This is a genomic window from Candidatus Methylomirabilota bacterium (assembly GCA_036005065.1).
Taxonomy (GTDB): Bacteria; Methylomirabilota; Methylomirabilia; order Rokubacteriales; family DASRDR01; genus DASYQW01.
Genome location: DASYQW010000418.1, coordinates 1 through 16,060, shown reverse-complemented (window position 1 = coordinate 16,060; position 16,060 = coordinate 1). Strand labels below are relative to the sequence as shown.

Below are 16,060 nucleotides of genomic sequence, written 5' to 3'. Positions count from 1 at the left end.
GCTCCAGGATCTGACGCCGGAGCTCGCGCGCCGGCTCGGCATTCCCGACCCGAAGGGCGTGGTCGTCACCGACGTGCGTCCGAACTCGCCGGCGGCCGAGGCCGGGATCAAGGAAGGCGACGTGATCCGCGAGATCGACCGGTCCCCGGTGAACGCCCTCGAGGATGTGGAGAAGGCCATGGCCCGGAAGCCGCGCGATGAGAAGCAGGTCTTGCTTCGTGTCGAGCGGCAGGGGGCCGGGCGCTACGTCGTCATCGAGGTCGGCTAGGATCAATCGGAGGGGTCCTCGGCGGCCCCCTCCGAGACCTCCCCCAGGGATAAGTCAAGTTGCGCCGGAAAAGCCGGCGCTCGGAGCGGACCACCGGACGCGCGGCGGCTGAGTTCGCGCTGCGCGCGTCAGCCCGACAGGCTCTTAGTAAAACCCCCCGATGCCCCCCCGTCGTGGCGGCGGCGAAGCCGCCGCCTCGGAGACTGCTCGACGCAGAGCGTTCGGGGTGGCGCCGCATGATCGCGGCCATCGTCTTGGCGGCCGGCGCCTCCACCCGGATGGGCCGGCAGAAGCTCCTGCTCCCCCTGGCGGAGGGGCGACCCCTCATCCGGCTCTCGGTCGAGCGCGTCCTGGCCGGAGGGCTCGACGACGTCGTGGTGGTGCTCGGCCGCGACGCGGAGGCGATGGCGACGGCGCTCGCCGGCCTCCCGGCTCGGACCGTGGTGAACCCTCGGTTCGCGGAGGGGCAGTCCACCTCGCTGCGCGCTGGCCTGGACGCGCTCCGGCCCGCGACCGAGGCCGTGGTGGTCGCGCTGGGGGATCAGCCCTTGCCCGATCCCGGCCTGGTAGGCGACCTCATCGCGGCCTTCCGCGAGCATGGCCGGCCGATCGTCGTGCCGCGTTACCGCGACGGCCGGGGCAATCCCGTCCTCTTCGCCGCGGCGGTGTTCGACGAGCTTCGGGCGGTCTCGGGAGATCAGGGCGGGCGCGGCGTCATCACCCGGGATCCCGGGCGGGTGAGCGAGGTCGAGGTCGACGCCTCCATGCCCCCGGACGTCGACACCTGGGCCGATTACGAGGGGCTCAGGGCGGGAGGCGGGGAGTCTTCGAAGTAGGGCCCAGGCGTCCGGTCAGTCCTGGCGCGAGCGCAGCGAGCCGGGTCGCAGGCTGGGGCGGTTTCCGAACGCGTCGAGCAGACCCCGCAGCACGAAGAGCACCACCCCCGCGAGCCCCAGGGCAGCCGCGACATCCAGGAGCATCAAGGTGGTCTCAGACATCATCGTGGCCTCCAGACTTTCCACCGTATACCAGGAGCGGTCCGATTGCGAGAACATTCGCGCCGCTGGGTGTACCAGTTCCGACGTCGCGAGCGGAGACAGCGGGCCACGGGCCGGTCCCGAATTTGCGAGGGCACGGGGCGTCAGATACGTGAGAGGAGTCGAACACTCAAATGAGAACGTTGCTCAATGCCGTCGCCGCCACGCTCCTGACAGGAGGGGTCGTCGTGTGCCTGCCCGGATCGGCCTCTGCCCAGGGCACCAGCGGGCAGCCTCCGGTCCAGCCAACGCCGTCCGGAGGTGCCTCCTCCATCAAGGCCCCTCCGGGGGCCAGCCAGGATTACTGGACGCCCGAGCGGATGAGGGACGCCAAGCCGTTCCCGATGCCCACCCCCCGAGGTGAGCCGCCCGTGGCGCCTCCTCCGCCGCCCGAGCCGTCTCATGGGAGCGGCGGACGGCCGCCGAGCACGCCTCCACCGGGCTCCGCGACCGGCCGCGAGGTACCCGGGAGCGCAGAGGGGTATTGGACGCCCGAGCGCATGCGCGAGGCCAAGCCGATGCCCATGCCGACGCCGCCGGGAGACAAGGTAGTCCCCGAGTCGAGGAGCGAGCGGCTCGGCGCATCGGTCCGGCTGCTCACCCCGGAGGTGGCCCGCGACCTGGGGGTCCAGGCGAAGCGGGGCGCGCTGGTGACCGAGGTGGAGTCCGGCTCCGCCGCCGAGCGCGCGGGGCTCCGGCCCGGCGACGTGATCGTCGGCTACGACGGCCGGGCCGTCCACGGACCCGAAGAGCTCGCCGCCCTCGTCGCGAAGACCTCGCCGGGCCGCCCGGTCGACGTCAGCGTCGTCCGCGCGGGCGCCCGCCGGCCGGTCCGCGTGACACTCGGCAAGCTGACCCGGTGACCGAGGGCGGGGTGCGGCCGCCGCGCCCCGTCACCCCCGGGAGACGGCGGCCTCACCACGCCCCACGGCTCGCCCGGCCCGCCGAGTGACGCACTGCTCCACCTGCGCTACAATGAGTCCCCGGGTATCTGCCCGCCACGGCGTCGACGACGACTCGTTCACGACTGAAGGAGCCTCGATGCGCGAAGAGATCCGGAAAATTCAGGCCCTGATGGAGGAGGCCGCCTACATCACGGAGCCCGCCATCGCGACCGCCGTCCATCTGGGCATGACCCTCGGGAAGCCCCTGCTGGTCGAGGGTCACGCCGGCGTGGGGAAGACCGAGATCGCCAAGGTGCTGGCGCGGGTCCTCGACACGAACCTGATCCGGCTCCAGTGCTACGAGGGGCTCGACGCCGCCACCGCCCTCTACGAGTGGAACTACCCGAAGCAGCTCCTCCGGATCAAGCTCGAGGAGCGCGAGGCGCGCTCGGTCGCCGAAAAGGAGGCCGACATCTTCGCCGAGCCCTTCCTCCTCAAGCGCCCGCTGCTTCAGGCCATCACGCAGCACGGCAAGCCTCCCGTCCTGCTCGTCGACGAGATCGACCGGTCCGATCTCGAGTTCGAGAGCTTTCTCCTGGAAGTGCTCTCCGATTTCCAGGTGACGATCCCCGAGATCGGGACCATCCGGGCGACCCACCGGCCGCATGTCGTGCTGACCTCCAACCGCTCGCGGGACCTTTCGGATGCCCTGCGTCGCCGCTGTCTCTACCTCTGGATCGACTACCCGTCGTTCGAGAAGGAAATCCGGATCCTTCGGACCAAGGTCCCCGGCGTCAACGAGCGACTGGCCGGTCAGGTCGCGCGAGCGATGCAGAGCCTCCGGCGGATGAAGCTCGCCAAGGTCCCCGGTGTCGCCGAGACCCTCGACTGGGCGGCCGCGCTGGCCGCGCTCCACGCCGACCACCTCGATGCGGAGCTCGTCCGGGAGACCCTGGGGTGTGTCCTCAAGGAGGTCGAGGACGTCAAGCGGCTCGAGGCCGACCTCGCGGCGGGTCGGCTGTCGGAGCTCCTGGAAAGCTGAGGGTCCTCCGGGCCGATGCCCGGCGCCCGAGGCTCGATGTGGCGGCCGTGAGCGTGCCGGCTCGCCCGCTCCCGAGCGATCTCCTCACGGCCACCGTCCGGTTCTGCCGGCTTCTCCGGGCCCGCGGCCTCGGCATCACTCCTGCCGAGAGCCGCGACGCCCTCCGGACCCTCGAGCTGATCGACCTCACGGACCGGGCGGAGGTACACCGGGCCCTGCGCACGGTGCTCGTCACCCGACCCGAGGAGTTCTCCACCTTCGACGCCGCATTCGACGCCTTCTGGGGCGGCATCACGAGTCCGGCGTCAGTGACCGGGCCGGCCGGGGAGACGCAGCCGCCCGCGATCGATGCCCACTTCCCGCGCGCTCCAAAGACGGCCCTCGAGTTCGCCGACTGGACCGAGTTCGGCGAAGGCGAAGGGGAGCCGGTGGGGCTGCCGGGGCTCTCGGACATCGAGGCGATGCTCGGCAAGGACTTCTCGTCGTTCGCCGCCGAGGAGCTCGAGGAAATCGCGCGGCTGGCCGCTCAGCTGGCGCGCCGGCTGGCCACCCGCAAGAGCCGCCGGCTGACGCCCTCGCGCCGGCGCGGGCGGGTGGACCTGCGGCGGACGATGCGGACCAGCCTCACGCGCGGGGAGCCCGTCGAGCTCGCCCGTCGCCGGCGGAAGATCCTCAAGACCAAGCTCGTCGTCCTGTGTGACGTGTCGGGCTCGATGGACCTCTACAGCCGGCTCCTCGTCCAGTTCCTCTATGCACTCCAGAACCAGCTCGGCCGGATGGAGACGTTCGTCTTCTCCACCCGGCTCCACCGGATCACCGACGAGCTGCGCGGCCAGACGTACGGCTCGGCGCTGGCGCGGCTCGGCGAGGTCCGCGACTGGTCGGGCGGGACCAAGATCGGCGAGAGCCTGCGGGCATTCCTCGCGGACTGGCGACATCTGCTCGACCGCGACACGGTCGTCATCGTCCTGTCGGATGGCTGGGATACCGGGGACCCGGCGATCCTGGCCGAGACGCTCCTCCGGATGCGCCGCCGGGCCGGCAAGGTCATCTGGCTGAACCCGCTGCTCGGGAGTCCCGATTACCAGCCACTGACTCAAGGGATGATCGCAGCCCTGCCGCACGTGGACGTCTTTCTGCCCGCGCACAATCTCGAGTCGCTCCGCGCGCTCGCCCGCCACCTGAAACCCTGAGGCGCTCCCGGCAGGCTGTCGGAGTAGCCGCGCGCCGCGCGTTGCTCGGGGGTACAATGGCCTCCGTGAGCGAGTTCTTCGACCAGCTCGAGCACCTGCGAAGCCTCGAAGGCCGGGCCGCGCTGGCCACGCTCGTCAGCACGCGTGGCACCACGCCTCGCAAGGAAGGCGCCAAGATGTGGGTCGGCGAGGGCGGGCGCATTCTCGGGTCGGTGACGATCGGGGGCTGCGTCGACGCCCAGGTCATGGCGGAGGCCGAGGACGTCCTGACCGGAGCCACGCCTCGACTGCTGGAGCTGTCGCTCGGGGACGAGGATGCCTGGGAGATCGGGCTCACCTGTGGCGGGACGATCGAGGTCTTCCTGGAGCCCGTCTCCCTCGGCCCCACCGACCAGGTGCGGGACGGAGCGTTGCCGTTTTACGAAGAGCTCCGGGGGCACGTGGCCGGGGGTCGGGCCGGCGCCCTCGTGACGCGGCTCGATCCTCCGCAGGCGGGGTCGAAGCTGCTCGTCCTCGACGACGGCCGCCGCGCCGGCACGCTCGGCGAGCCCGCCCTCGACGAGGCGGCGGCGGCGCTGGCCCGCGAGGCCTTCGCGAGCGGCGCGTCGCGCACGGTCGAGATCGGCCCCGCCAGCAGGGTCCGCGGCTTTCTCGAAGTCCACATGCCGCCCCCGACGCTCCTGGTCGTGGGCGCCGGCCACGTCGCCATGCCGCTCACGACCCTCGCGAAGACCCTCGGATTCCGCACGGTCGTCGTGGACGGCCGTCCGCGGCTGGCCACCCGCGAGCGCTTTCCCGAGGCCGACGAGCTGGTGGTCGGCATCCCGTCGGAAGCGGCGCGCCGGGTGCCCTTCGCGCCCTCGACGGCGGTGGTGCTGGTAGCGCACGACTACAAGTACGACATCCCGGTCCTGCGGCACGTCCTCGGGACGCCGGCCGGGTACGTCGGGATGCTCGGGAGCCGCCGGCGCGGTGAGGCGATCCTGAAGCTTCTCCGGGAGGAGGGCGTGACCGAGGATCTGCTGGCCCGCCTCCGGGTCCCGATCGGCCTCGATCTCGGGGCCCGCAGTGCCCCGGAGATCGCCCTGGCGATTCTCGCGGAGATCGTCGCCGCGCGCTACGGCGGCACGGGCCGACCCCTCTACGTGGAGAAGGGCGGACGGCCGAGCCCGGTCGCGACCGGCGGATGAAAGCCCACGCGGTCGTCCCGGCCGATGTCGGAGTCGACCGGCTGGTTGGCTGGGTGCTCTGCCACGACGTCCGGGGCGGGGATGGGAAGCTCGTGGTCCGCAAGGGGGAGATCGTGGACACCGCCTCCGCCCGGCGTCTCGTCGCGCTCGCGGGCGCCGGACGGGACGAGGTCCACCTCCTCGAAATGGAGCCGGGCGACCTCCACGAGGACGTCGCCGGCGAGCGCCTGGCCGCCGCCGCGGCGGGGCCCGGGCTCCGGATCCGTGACTCGTCGGGCGGGCAGTGGGCGCTGGTCGCCGTATCGCGCGGCCTGGTGCGGGTGGGAGTCGACGCGCTGGCGGCCGTGAACGGCCTCGAGGGAATCTCCGTCTACACGCTCTACGACGGCCAGGTCGTGGACGCCGGCGAGGTCGTGGCGAAGGCCAAGGTCACGCCGCTGGTCATCCCCGAAGGCGTCGTCCGGGAGGCCGAGGCGCGGGCGGGCGCGGCCGGGGGGCTCGTGACCGTGCGCGCCTTCCGTCCCCTCCGCGTGGCGGCCGTGGCGCCCGCGAGCCTCGAGCCCAAGGCCCGCGCGCGGTTCGAGGCCGCGCTCCGGGAGAAGCTCGCATGGTTCGGCGCGATGCTGGCCGACCTCGCCTTCGTCGAGGCCGACGGCACCGAGCTGGCGACCACGGTGGAAGGCGCCCTCCGGCGCGGCGCCCAACTCGTCGTGGCGGCCGGCGCCAACGCCCTCGATCCGCTCGACCCGGTCTTCGCCGCCCTCGAGCGGCTCGGCGGCCGCCTCCTCCGGCGCGGGGTGCCGGCCCACCCGGGCAGCCTGCTCTGGCTGGCCTTCCTCGGATCCACGCCGGTGCTCGGCATGCCGTCCTGCGGGATGTTCTCTCAGGCGACGCTCTTCGACCTCCTCCTCCCGCGGCTCCTCGCCGGCGAGGCCGTCGGCGCGGGCGAGCTCGCGGCCTTCGGCCACGGGGGGCTCCTGAGCCGCGAGATGGCCTTCCGCTTCCCCCCCTACCGCGCGGGGCAGGACCGGGGCGCGCTCTCGTCGGACTAGATCATGGGAGGGGGCCTTGACGGCCCCCTCCCACACCCTCCCCCGGGAGGGTTGCGGCGGCAAAGCCGCCGCTCGAAGCGGACCACAAACCGTCAGCGGTCGGGCAATCCTCAGCGTGTGGTCGCTCCGGGCCGAGGACAACGGCAGAATGAAGTGAACGCGACGCGCGTCAGCGCGAGGGCGAGGGCTCGGAGGCGAGCTCGAACACCTCGTGGAGGGCGCGGACCGCGAGCTCGGCGTACTTGTCCTCGATCACGCACGACACCGCGATCTCGGAGGTGGAGATCATCTGGATGTTGATCCCCTCGCGGGAGAGCGCCTGAAACATCCGGGCTGCGACCCCCGAGTGGCTGCGCATGCCGACCCCGACGATCGACACCTTGGCGATGCGGTCGTCGTAGGTCGCCCCCTCCGCCCCGATCCGCCGCGCCACCTCGCTGAGGACGGTGACCGTTTTCTCGCGGTCGGTGCGGGCCAGCGTGAAGGAGATGTCGGTGTAGCCGTCACGGCTGATGTTCTGGACGATCATGTCCACGACGATCCCGTGGTCGGCGACGGCCCCGAAGACCTGGGCGGCGATCCCCGGGCGGTCCGGCACGCGCAGGATGGAGACCTTCGCCTGCGTGCGATCATGGGTGACCCCGGTCACGATGACGGCTTCCATGCGGGGGTCCTCCTTGGTGACGAGCGTGCCCAGGTCGGCCTTGAAGGTCGATCGGACGTGTACCGGTACCCCGTACTTCTTGGCGAACTCGACGGAGCGGGACTGCAGCACCCGGGCGCCCAGGCTCGCCATTTCGAGCATCTCGTCGTAGGAGATACGGGAGAGCTTCCGGGCCTCCGGCACGATGTTCGGATCGGCCGTGTACACGCCGTCCACGTCGGTGTAGATCTCGCACACGTCGGCCTGTAGCGCGGCGGCCAGGGCCACGGCGGTGAGGTCTGATCCGCCACGGCCGAGGGTGGTGATGTCGTCCCCGGCCGTCACGCCCTGGAAGCCGGCCACGATGGCGACGTGCCCGTCGTCGAGCGCCCGCCGCACCTTGTCCGCGTCGATGCCGACGATGCGGGCGCGCGTGTGGGCCTCGTCGGTCCGGATGCCCGCCTGCTCGCCGGTGAACGAGCGCGCCCGGTAGCCGAGTGCTTCGGTCGCCATCGCCAGCAGGGCGATCGAGACCTGCTCGCCCGTGGCGAGCAGCATGTCCAGCTCACGCGCGTTCGGGGCTGGGGTGATCTCGTGGGCGAGGCGGATGAGGCCGTCGGTCGTCTTCCCCATCGCGGAAACGACCACCACGACCCGGTGGCCCGCCTTCGCCGTCTCGACGACCCGGCGAGCGACCCCCTTGATCTTCTCGGGGTCGGCCACCGAGGAACCGCCGTATTTCTGGACGATCAGGCTCACCGGGACAGCCTCGGACGGGCAGGGAGATCGGGGCTGGGGATCGGGCCGGGCCGACTCATGGCGCTGGCCATGCTAGGTCATTTCGGGGGGGTCTTGGAAGACCCCCCCGATGCCCCCCCGGTCGGGGCGGCGGCGAAGCCGCCGCGCGGACGCTATTCGATGCATTCCGTGATTGGGGTCATCGGCCGCTGATGACTTCGACAGGCGCCTGGCGCACGGCTGGTGTCCTGTTCAACCGGGGTGGAGACGGCGACAGGCCGCAGCGCGACCATCCGGGGAGGGAGGAACCACCCGGGGTGGCTCACCGCGCCGGGCCCGCCGCCTGCAGATTGGACGCACGGCGGGGGACGTCTATTCCATGGTGTCGGACCTGCCGGGTCCGGCGATCGGCCCGGGCCGCCTCAGGACGGGAGGCGATCCTCCACTCGCACCATGACGGTGCGGTCGGCCACGACCGGCAGGCGATCGATCTCCTCGAGCGCCGCGCGCATGTTCCGCTCCCGGGCCTCGTGGGTCATCATGACGACCGGCACCGCCGCGACCTCTCCCCGCCCCTTCTGGAGCACCGAGGCGATCGAGATGTCGTGGTGCCCGAGCACGCCGGCGACCTGGGAAAGGACGCCCGGGCGGTCCTGCGCCATGACGCGGAGGTAGTACGCCGAGCGGATCTCCTCCATGGCCCGAAGCCGAAGCCGGCCGGGTCCGCTGGCCTCGATGAGGGGGAGATCCTCGGGCAGCGCGTCGTGGCCGTGGGCCAGGCGGCGCGCGATCTCGATCACGTCCGACCAGACGGCGGACGCGGTCGGCATCTGGCCGGCTCCCCGGCCGTAGAACATCTGATCGCCGACCGCGTCTCCCGCGACGAAGATCGCATTGAACACGCCCGAGACGGCCGCCAGGGGCGAGGTGGCCGGGATCATCGTGGGATGGACGCGCGCCTCGAGTGCCCCGTCGGTCGCCTTGGCGACGGCGAGGAGCTTGATCCGGTAGCCGAGCTCCCGAGCGTTGGCGATCTCCTCCGGGGTGATGGCGGTGATGCCCTCGGTGTGGATCTCCTTGAGATCCACGGCCGTCCGGAACGCCAGCGAGGCCAGGATCTGGAGCTTGTGAGCGGAGTCGATCCCCTCGATGTCGAGGGTCGGATCGGCCTCGGCGTACCCCGCGGCCTGCGCCTCTCGCAGCACCTCCCGGAACTCCCGGCCCTCGACGGTCATCTTGGTCAGGATGAAGTTGGCGGTGCCGTTGACGATGCCGTAGAGCGAGAGGATGCGGTTGGCGGCCAGGCCGTCGCGCAATGCCCGGATGATCGGGACGCCGCCGGCCACCGCCGCCTCGAAGCCGAGCAGCACCCCCCGCCGCCGGGCCGCCTCGAACAGCTCGGGCCCGTGCGTGGCGATGAGCGCCTTGTTCGCCGTCACCACGTGCTTGCCGGCCGCCATCGCGCGGAGGATGAACGTGCGAGCGGGCTCGAGCCCGCCGATCAGCTCGATCACGACGGCCACGCCCGCGTCGCCGAGGACCCGCTCCACCTCGGTCGTCAGGGGCCACTCGGCGAGCGTGAGGCCGGCCCGGGGGGTGGTGACGTCGCGGTCGGCGACCGCCGGGATCCGGAGACGGCAGCCGGCCTTCGCCTCGAGGGCGGTCTGATTCTGGCGGTAGATCTTCAGGACGCCCCCGCCCACGGTGCCGATCCCGAGAAGCCCGATGCCGATCTCGTTCACCGGAGGAAGCTCTTGATGCCCCGCACGGCCTGGCGGATGCGATGCTCGTTCTCGACCAGGGCGAAGCGCACGAAGCCTTCCCCGTACTCGCCGAAGCCGATGCCGGGCGAGACCGCCACCTTCGCCTCGTTGATGAGCAGCTTGGCGAACTCGAGCGAGCCCAGGCCCCGGAAGGCCTCGGGGATCGGGGCCCAGACGAACATCGTGGCGCGGGGCAGGTCCACCTTCCACCCGATGCGGGTGAGGCCGTTGACGAGGACGTCGCGCCGCTTGCGATAGGTTTCCACGATCTCGCCGACGCAGGCCTGTGGCCCCTCGAGCGCCACGATCGCCGCGATCTGGATCGGCTGGAAGACGCCGTAGTCGAGGTACGACTTCATCCGGGCCAGCGCGTTGATCATGCCGGGATTGCCGCAGGCGAAGCCGAGCCGCCATCCGGCCATGTTGTACGACTTGGTCAGCGAGAAGAACTCGACCCCGACCTCCTTGGCCCCCGGGATCTCCAGAAACGAGGACGGCCGGTAGCCGTCGAACGCGAGATCGGCGTACGTGAAGTCGTGGATCACCCACAGCCGGTGCTCGCGGGCAAAGGCGACCACGCGCTCGAAGAAGCCGCGGTCGGTCACCTGCGTCGTCGGGTTGTGGGGAAAGTTGATGAGGAGGCCCTTCGGCTTGGGCCAGGCCAGCCGGACGGCCTCCTCGAGGCGTGCGAAGAAGTCCTCGCCCGGCACCAGCGGGACCGACCGCAGGTCTCCGTCGGCGATCACGACCGAGTAGGCGTGAATCGGGTAGGCCGGATTGGGGACGAGCACGGCGTCGCCGGGCTGGAGAAGGGCCAGAACCAGATGGGCCAGGCCTTCCTTGGAGCCGATGGTGGCGACGGCCTCGCTCTCGGGGTCGAGCTCGACCCCGAAGCGCTTGCGGTACCAGGCGGCGATGGCGACCCGGAGCCGGCGGATCCCCTTCGAGGCCGAATAGCGATGGTTCTTCGGGTTGCGCGCCGCCTGGATCAGCTTGTCCACGATGTGCGGCGGCGTGGGCAGGTCCGGGTTCCCCATGCCGAGGTCGATGATGTCCTCACCGCGGGCGCGCGCCTTGACCTTGAGGTCGTTGACGATGGCGAAGACGTACGGGGGGAGCCGTTTGATGCGGTAGAACTCTTCCACAGGACCTCCGTTTCCCTCCCTCTGGGCCGAGCGACGCCGAGACACTCCGGGCTCGGAGCGGGCAACGCGGGACAGCTCGATGATAGCGCGGACGCGGCAAACGTGTCAATTTGCGCGGGTTTTTCTACTCGTGGGCGGCCAAGGCGGTCGACAGCTCCTCCCACTCGCGCATGAGCCACGCCACCTCGGCCTCCGCGCTCCTGCGTTCCGCCGCGACGGCCCGGACCCGCTCGCCGTCCAGGTAGAGGGCAGGGTCGGCGAGAGCCCGTCCCAGCTCCTCGAGCCGCGCCTCGAGCGCGTGGATTTGCCGCTCGATCGCCTCGACGCGCCGCCTCAGCTCGCGCACGGCGGGGTCGCCGCCGGGCGGCCGGCGTCGGCCCGCCCGCGCGCTCGGTCCCGGCGCGGTGGCCGGGGCCCGGGTCGGAACCGCCACCGGCTCCGGCGCCCGCTCGACGGCGGCCCGGTAATCGTCGTAGGTCCCGAGGAAGACGGTCAGCCGGCCCCCCGCCACCTCGACGACCTTGGTGGCCAGTCGATTGATGAAGTAGCGGTCGTGAGAGATGAACACGATGGTCCCGGGAAACTCCTGGAGGGCCGCTTCGAGCCGCTCGCGTGAGGCGAGATCGAGGTGGTTGGTGGGCTCGTCGAGACAGAGGAACGGCGCCGGCTGGATGAGCATCTTGGCCAGCGCGACCCGCGCCTTCTCTCCGCCGGAGAGGACCGCGACCTTCTTGTCGACGGTGTCGCCGGTGAAGAGAAAGGCCCCCAGCAGCGTCCGCAGCCGGGTCTGGGTCGCGTCGGGCGCCACGCCGGCCAGCTCCTCGAGGACCGTGCGGGCGGGATCGAGCGCGTCGAGCTGGTGCTGGGCGTAATAGTGGGCGCTGACGTGGGTCCCGAGCCTCCGCTCGCCACGATCGGGAGGCAACACCCCGGCCAGGATCCGGAGGAGGGTCGACTTGCCGGCGCCGTTGACGCCGACCAGGGCGACGCGATCGCCTCGCTCGACGTCGAGGTCGATGCCGGCGTAGACGACGTGGTCGCCGTAGGCCTTGTGGATGCCTCGGAGCGTGATGACCCGCCGTCCGGTGCGCGGGGGGGTGGGGAACGCGAGCCGGATCGTGCGGGCCGGGCCCTCGATCTCGATGCGCTCCAGGCGCTCGAGCATCTTGATCCGGCTCTGGACCTGACGGGCCTTGGTCGCCTTGTAGCGGAAGCGCTCGATGAAGCGCTCGATCTCGGCGACGCGCTTCTGCTGGTTCCGGGCCTGCGCCTCCCGCAGGGCCTGGCGGGCCTCGCGCTCGACGAGGTAGTCGTCGTACGACCCCGGGTAGACGGTCAGGCCGTCGGGTCCGAGGTCCGCGATCGAGGTCACCATGCGGTTGAGGAAGTAGCGATCGTGGGCCACGACCACCACCGCCCCGTCGTAGGCGCCGAGGTAGGCCTCGAGCCACGCCAGGGACTCGAGGTCGAGGTGGTTGGTCGGCTCGTCGAGGAGCAGCAGGGACGGCCGGAGCAGCAGGAGCCGCGCCAGCGCCGCCCGCATCCGCCACCCGCCCGAGAACTCGGCCACCGGGCGCGCCAGATCCGCGTCCCGGAAGCCGAGGCCCCCCAGGATCGCCTTGGCCTCGGTTTCCAGCCGGTAGCCTCCCAGCGCCTCGAACCGGTGCTGGAGGTCGCCGTAGCGCGCGGTGAGGGCGTCGGCCGGCGCGACGGCCAGCGCGGCGGCGACCGCCTCCATCTCCCGCTCGACGGCCCACACTTCCGCGAACCCGCCGAGCGCCTCCCCTAGCACCGACTCCGCCGCCGTCGCGGCGACCTCCTGGGGGAGGTAGCCGATGGTCGTGCCGCGGTCCCGCGTCACGCGCCCGGCGTCCGGCTCCTCGAGGCCCGCCAGGATCCGGCAGAGCGTCGTCTTCCCGGCTCCGTTGGGGCCGACCAGGCCGATCCGCTCTCGGCCGGTGATTCGCCAGGAGAGGTCGCGGAAGAGCACCTGACCCGCGTAGGCCTTGGCGATGCCGTCGAGCTGGATCACGTCCGGTCGATCCGCCGGTCGCTAGTCGAGGATCAGACCGGCGTATCCGACGACGCGCTTGAGGTCGCCGGAGACGTCGCCCGAGGTGTGGTACCGGACGAGGCGAGCCTGCCGGACGCCGAGGAGCGGCGCGGCCCAGAGGAGCGCCTGAGTGGGCGCGATGCCGCACATCGTGATGTCGTGCGTGCGGACGGCGCGCCAGAGCCCATCCGGGTCGAGTGCCCGGATGGCGTCGATCGCCAGGCGGTCCTTGCGGCTCGACACGGCCTGTGACTCGTAGTGGTTGAGGTCGGTCGAGTCCACCACCAGGACCGGCTCCGGCCACGCCGCCGCGACCCGCCCCACCGCCTCGCCGACGAGCCGGCAGAAACCCGGATCGACCCGGCCGAGGGTGATCGGGACGATCGCGATGTCGGGTTGAACGCGGTGGAGGAACGGCACCTGCACCTCGAGGGCGTGCTCACGGAGGTGAGCCCGGGTGTCCGGCCGCAGGTCCGACGTGGCGGCCAGGAGGGCGGCGGCCAGCTCCCGGGCCACCGGCACGCTGCCGCCGGGATAGCGCCAGGTCCCCTCGGCCATGAGCGCCCCGGGGAGGCCGAGGCCGGTGTGGTTCGGGCCGAGCAGGACGGCGAGACGGGGGACGGCGACCTGCGCGAACGTCGCGCCCGCGACGTCGCCCGAGTACATCCAGCCGGCGTGGGGGACCACCACCGCGCGAGCCGGAGCCGGGGCGGGGGCGGCCGGGTCGCGGCCCAGCAGCCGGTCCACCTCGGCTCCGACCGCCCGAGGGTCGGCGGGATAGAAGGCGCCGGCGACGGCCGGCTCGCGGACCATGGCCCGGCGGGTGCGGTCAGGGCTCCGGGCCGGCGCCCACGAGCGAGGCGAAGCGCGACAGGTCGATGTTGCCGCCGGAGACGACGGCCACCACCTTGCCGGCGCCGGCTCGCCCGCTGACCGCGGCGGCCACCGCGCAGGCCGCCGCCCCTTCGGCGATGACGTGCACCCGCTCGGCGACCTCCCGCATGGCCCGGGCGACCTCGTCGAGCGATACCACGATGGAGCCGGCGAGCCATTCCGAGAGCATGGGCCACATCGAGGGGAGCACCGACTTGCCCCCGGCGCCGTCGACGAAGGAGGCCTGCCAGCCGGGGAAGTAGCTCGGCCGGCCCGCCGCGAGCGACACCGCGAGCGGCGCCGCCGTCTCGGGCTCGGCAGCGTAGACCCGGGCCTCGGGCCGCACCACGCGCAGGGCGCCGGCGATCCCGGACAGGAGGCCCCCGCCGCCGAGGGGCGCGACGACCGCGTCCACGTCGGGCAGGTCCTCGACGATCTCCAGGCCGATGGTCCCGTTGCCACTGATGAAGCGATCGTCGTCGAAGGGGTGAACGAAGAAGCCGGGCATGCGCTCCGCGCGGTGAGTCTCGACGGTCCGCCAGGCTTCATCGTAACTGGCCTTGACGATGGTCGCCCCGAGGCGCTCGATGGCGCGCAGCTTGGTGGCGGGTGCCGTGTCGATGACCATGACCGAGCAGGCCGCGCCCACCGTCCGCGCGGCCAGCGCGACGCCCTGGGCCGCGTTGCCGGCGCTCACCGTCCACACGCCCTGGGCGAGATCCCGGCCGGAGAGGTGCCGGACGGCGTTGTAGGCGCCGCGGATCTTGAAGGAGCCGATCGGCTGGAGCGTCTCCAGCTTGAGATAGATTTCCAGCGGGCGGTCGGTCGCCTCCGAGCCGGGTCGGCGTTCGCCGGGGAGATCCAGCCGCACGAGCGGCGTGCGGACGGCGACCCGGTAGATGGCCGTGGCGGCGTCGCGGATGCTGTCGAGGGTGATGTGCCGCATGATCATGGGAGGGGGCCCAACGGGCGAAGCCCGCCCAATCAGTCGCCTCCTCTCAGACCCACCCCCAGGAGCCGTTGCGCGGGCAAAGCCCGCGCTCGGAGCGGAACACCGACCCTGGGCGGTTGGGCGACGCGAAGCGCGTGGCTGATCCGACAGCCTCCTAGGACAGACGGCAGGGCCGGTCGGGCTAGTCCCGGAAGTGGCAGGCCACCCAGTGTCCGGACTGTCCCTCCTTGAGCGGCGGCTCCTTGTCGGAACAGATGGGGAACTGGCGGATCGGGCAGCGGGTGTGGAAGCGGCAGCCGGTCGGCGGCCGGATCGGGCTCGGCACGTCGCCCTCGAGGAGGATCCGCTGCCGCTTGACCGTGGGGTCCGGGATCGGCACCGCCGAGAGGAGGGCCTCCGTGTAGGGGTGCCGGGGGTTCGTGTAGAGGTCCTTGGCCTGCGCGATCTCGACGATCTTGCCGAGGTACATGACGGCGACGCGCGTCGAGATGTGCTCCACCACCGAGAGGTCGTGGGCGATGAAGAGGTAGGTCAGGTTGAACTGCTTCTGCAGATCCTCCATCAGGTTGATGACCTGGGCCTGGATCGACACATCGAGCGCCGACACCGGCTCATCGGCCACGATGAGCTTGGGGCTCACCGCGAGGGCCCGGGCAATGCCGATGCGCTGCCGCTGGCCGCCCGAGAACTCGTGCGGGTAGCGGCGGAGGTGATCGGAGCTGAGGCCGACCGTCTCCAGGAGGTGAATGACGCGCTCCTCACGCTCCTTGCGCGTCTTGGCGAGCTTGTGGATGACGAGTGCCTCACCGATGATCGATCCCACCGTCATGCGTGGGTTCAACGACGCGTACGGATCCTGGAAGATGATCTGCATGTCGCGCCGGAGGTGCCGGAGCGACCGCTTGTCGAGCGTGGTGACGTTCTTGCCCTCGAAGGTCACCTCCCCCGCGGTCGGCTCGATCAGGCGGAGAATGCACCGGCCGGTGGTGGACTTGCCGCAGCCCGACTCGCCGACCAGGCCCAGCGTCTCGCCTTTCAGGATCGTGAAGGAGACGTCGTCCACGGCGTGGACGCGCGCGACCTCCCGGGAGAAGAGTCCACCCCGGATGGGGAAGTACTTCTTGAGGTTCTTCACATGAAGGAGCGGTGTCTCAGCCATATCGCGATGACCTCACCTTTCCACCCGTCAGTGACTGCTAGTTGAACTCAGCTCACGTACCTGCCTTT

The 16,060-nt window shown here is 71.4% G+C and carries 15 protein-coding genes; 7 read left to right on the top strand and 8 right to left on the bottom strand.

Going from position 1 to position 16,060, the window contains the following annotated elements:
- Together VGW35_27360 and VGW35_27355 are read left to right on the top strand one after the other, a co-directional pair.
- Nucleotides 1-268 (top strand): PDZ domain-containing protein (locus tag VGW35_27360; GenBank protein HEV8311395.1); only part of this gene is annotated, 268 nt, incomplete at its 5' end.
- Between the two features lie 236 nt (nucleotides 269-504).
- Nucleotides 505-1,104, top strand: coding sequence for a nucleotidyltransferase family protein (locus tag VGW35_27355; GenBank protein ID HEV8311394.1), 600 nt, complete (start codon nucleotides 505-507; stop codon nucleotides 1,102-1,104).
- A gap of 15 nt (nucleotides 1,105-1,119) precedes the next feature.
- Here VGW35_27355 and VGW35_27350 read toward each other — a convergent pair whose 3' ends face one another.
- Entirely contained in the window at nucleotides 1,120-1,269 is a 150-nt protein-coding gene (locus VGW35_27350) for a hypothetical protein (protein ID HEV8311393.1), read from the bottom strand.
- A 536-nt stretch (nucleotides 1,270-1,805) separates the two neighbouring features.
- On the opposite strand from VGW35_27350, the gene VGW35_27345 reads away from it, so the two are divergent.
- The 5 genes from VGW35_27345 to VGW35_27325 all read left to right on the top strand — a co-directional run bounded on the left by VGW35_27345 (nucleotide 1,806) and on the right by VGW35_27325 (nucleotide 6,666).
- Nucleotides 1,806-2,168, top strand: a complete 363-nt coding sequence (locus VGW35_27345; protein HEV8311392.1) for a PDZ domain-containing protein — start codon at nucleotides 1,806-1,808, stop codon at nucleotides 2,166-2,168.
- Between the two features lie 178 nt (nucleotides 2,169-2,346).
- Nucleotides 2,347-3,231: a MoxR family ATPase gene (locus VGW35_27340; protein ID HEV8311391.1), complete on the top strand. Its 885-nt coding sequence runs from the start codon at nucleotides 2,347-2,349 to the stop codon at nucleotides 3,229-3,231.
- A gap of 38 nt (nucleotides 3,232-3,269) precedes the next feature.
- The gene (locus VGW35_27335; protein HEV8311390.1) at nucleotides 3,270-4,424 is read left to right on the top strand and encodes a VWA domain-containing protein; all 1,155 of its coding nucleotides are present in this window, start codon (nucleotides 3,270-3,272) and stop codon (nucleotides 4,422-4,424) included.
- 65 nt (nucleotides 4,425-4,489) lie between these two features.
- Nucleotides 4,490-5,614 (top strand): XdhC/CoxI family protein, encoded by a 1,125-nt coding sequence (locus tag VGW35_27330; protein ID HEV8311389.1) that lies wholly within the window; start codon nucleotides 4,490-4,492, stop codon nucleotides 5,612-5,614.
- Nucleotides 5,611-6,666 (top strand): hypothetical protein, encoded by a 1,056-nt coding sequence (locus tag VGW35_27325; protein ID HEV8311388.1) that lies wholly within the window; start codon nucleotides 5,611-5,613, stop codon nucleotides 6,664-6,666. The genes VGW35_27330 and VGW35_27325 overlap by 4 nt, the downstream gene beginning before the upstream one ends.
- A gap of 169 nt (nucleotides 6,667-6,835) precedes the next feature.
- Here VGW35_27325 and VGW35_27320 read toward each other — a convergent pair whose 3' ends face one another.
- The 7 genes from VGW35_27320 to VGW35_27290 all read right to left on the bottom strand — a co-directional run bounded on the left by VGW35_27320 (nucleotide 6,836) and on the right by VGW35_27290 (nucleotide 15,992).
- Complete coding sequence (locus tag VGW35_27320; protein HEV8311387.1) at nucleotides 6,836-8,068, bottom strand: aspartate kinase; 1,233 nt, start codon at nucleotides 8,066-8,068, stop codon at nucleotides 6,836-6,838.
- Between the two features lie 401 nt (nucleotides 8,069-8,469).
- On the bottom strand, nucleotides 8,470-9,789 hold the full coding sequence (locus VGW35_27315; GenBank protein HEV8311386.1) for a homoserine dehydrogenase: 1,320 nt from the start codon (nucleotides 9,787-9,789) through the stop codon (nucleotides 8,470-8,472).
- Nucleotides 9,786-10,955, bottom strand: coding sequence for an alanine transaminase (gene alaC / locus VGW35_27310; protein ID HEV8311385.1), 1,170 nt, complete (start codon nucleotides 10,953-10,955; stop codon nucleotides 9,786-9,788). Before alaC ends, VGW35_27315 begins: the two co-directional genes overlap by 4 nt.
- Before the next feature lie 124 nt (nucleotides 10,956-11,079).
- On the bottom strand, nucleotides 11,080-12,987 hold the full coding sequence (locus VGW35_27305; GenBank protein HEV8311384.1) for an ABC-F family ATP-binding cassette domain-containing protein: 1,908 nt from the start codon (nucleotides 12,985-12,987) through the stop codon (nucleotides 11,080-11,082).
- A gap of 21 nt (nucleotides 12,988-13,008) precedes the next feature.
- Entirely contained in the window at nucleotides 13,009-13,821 is an 813-nt protein-coding gene (gene amrB / locus VGW35_27300; GenBank protein HEV8311383.1) for an AmmeMemoRadiSam system protein B, read from the bottom strand.
- A gap of 16 nt (nucleotides 13,822-13,837) precedes the next feature.
- Nucleotides 13,838-14,833 (bottom strand): pyridoxal-phosphate dependent enzyme, encoded by a 996-nt coding sequence (locus VGW35_27295; protein ID HEV8311382.1) that lies wholly within the window; start codon nucleotides 14,831-14,833, stop codon nucleotides 13,838-13,840.
- 181 nt (nucleotides 14,834-15,014) lie between these two features.
- Nucleotides 15,015-15,992, bottom strand: coding sequence for a dipeptide ABC transporter ATP-binding protein (locus tag VGW35_27290; protein ID HEV8311381.1), 978 nt, complete (start codon nucleotides 15,990-15,992; stop codon nucleotides 15,015-15,017).
- Between the last annotated feature and the right edge of the window lie 68 nt (nucleotides 15,993-16,060).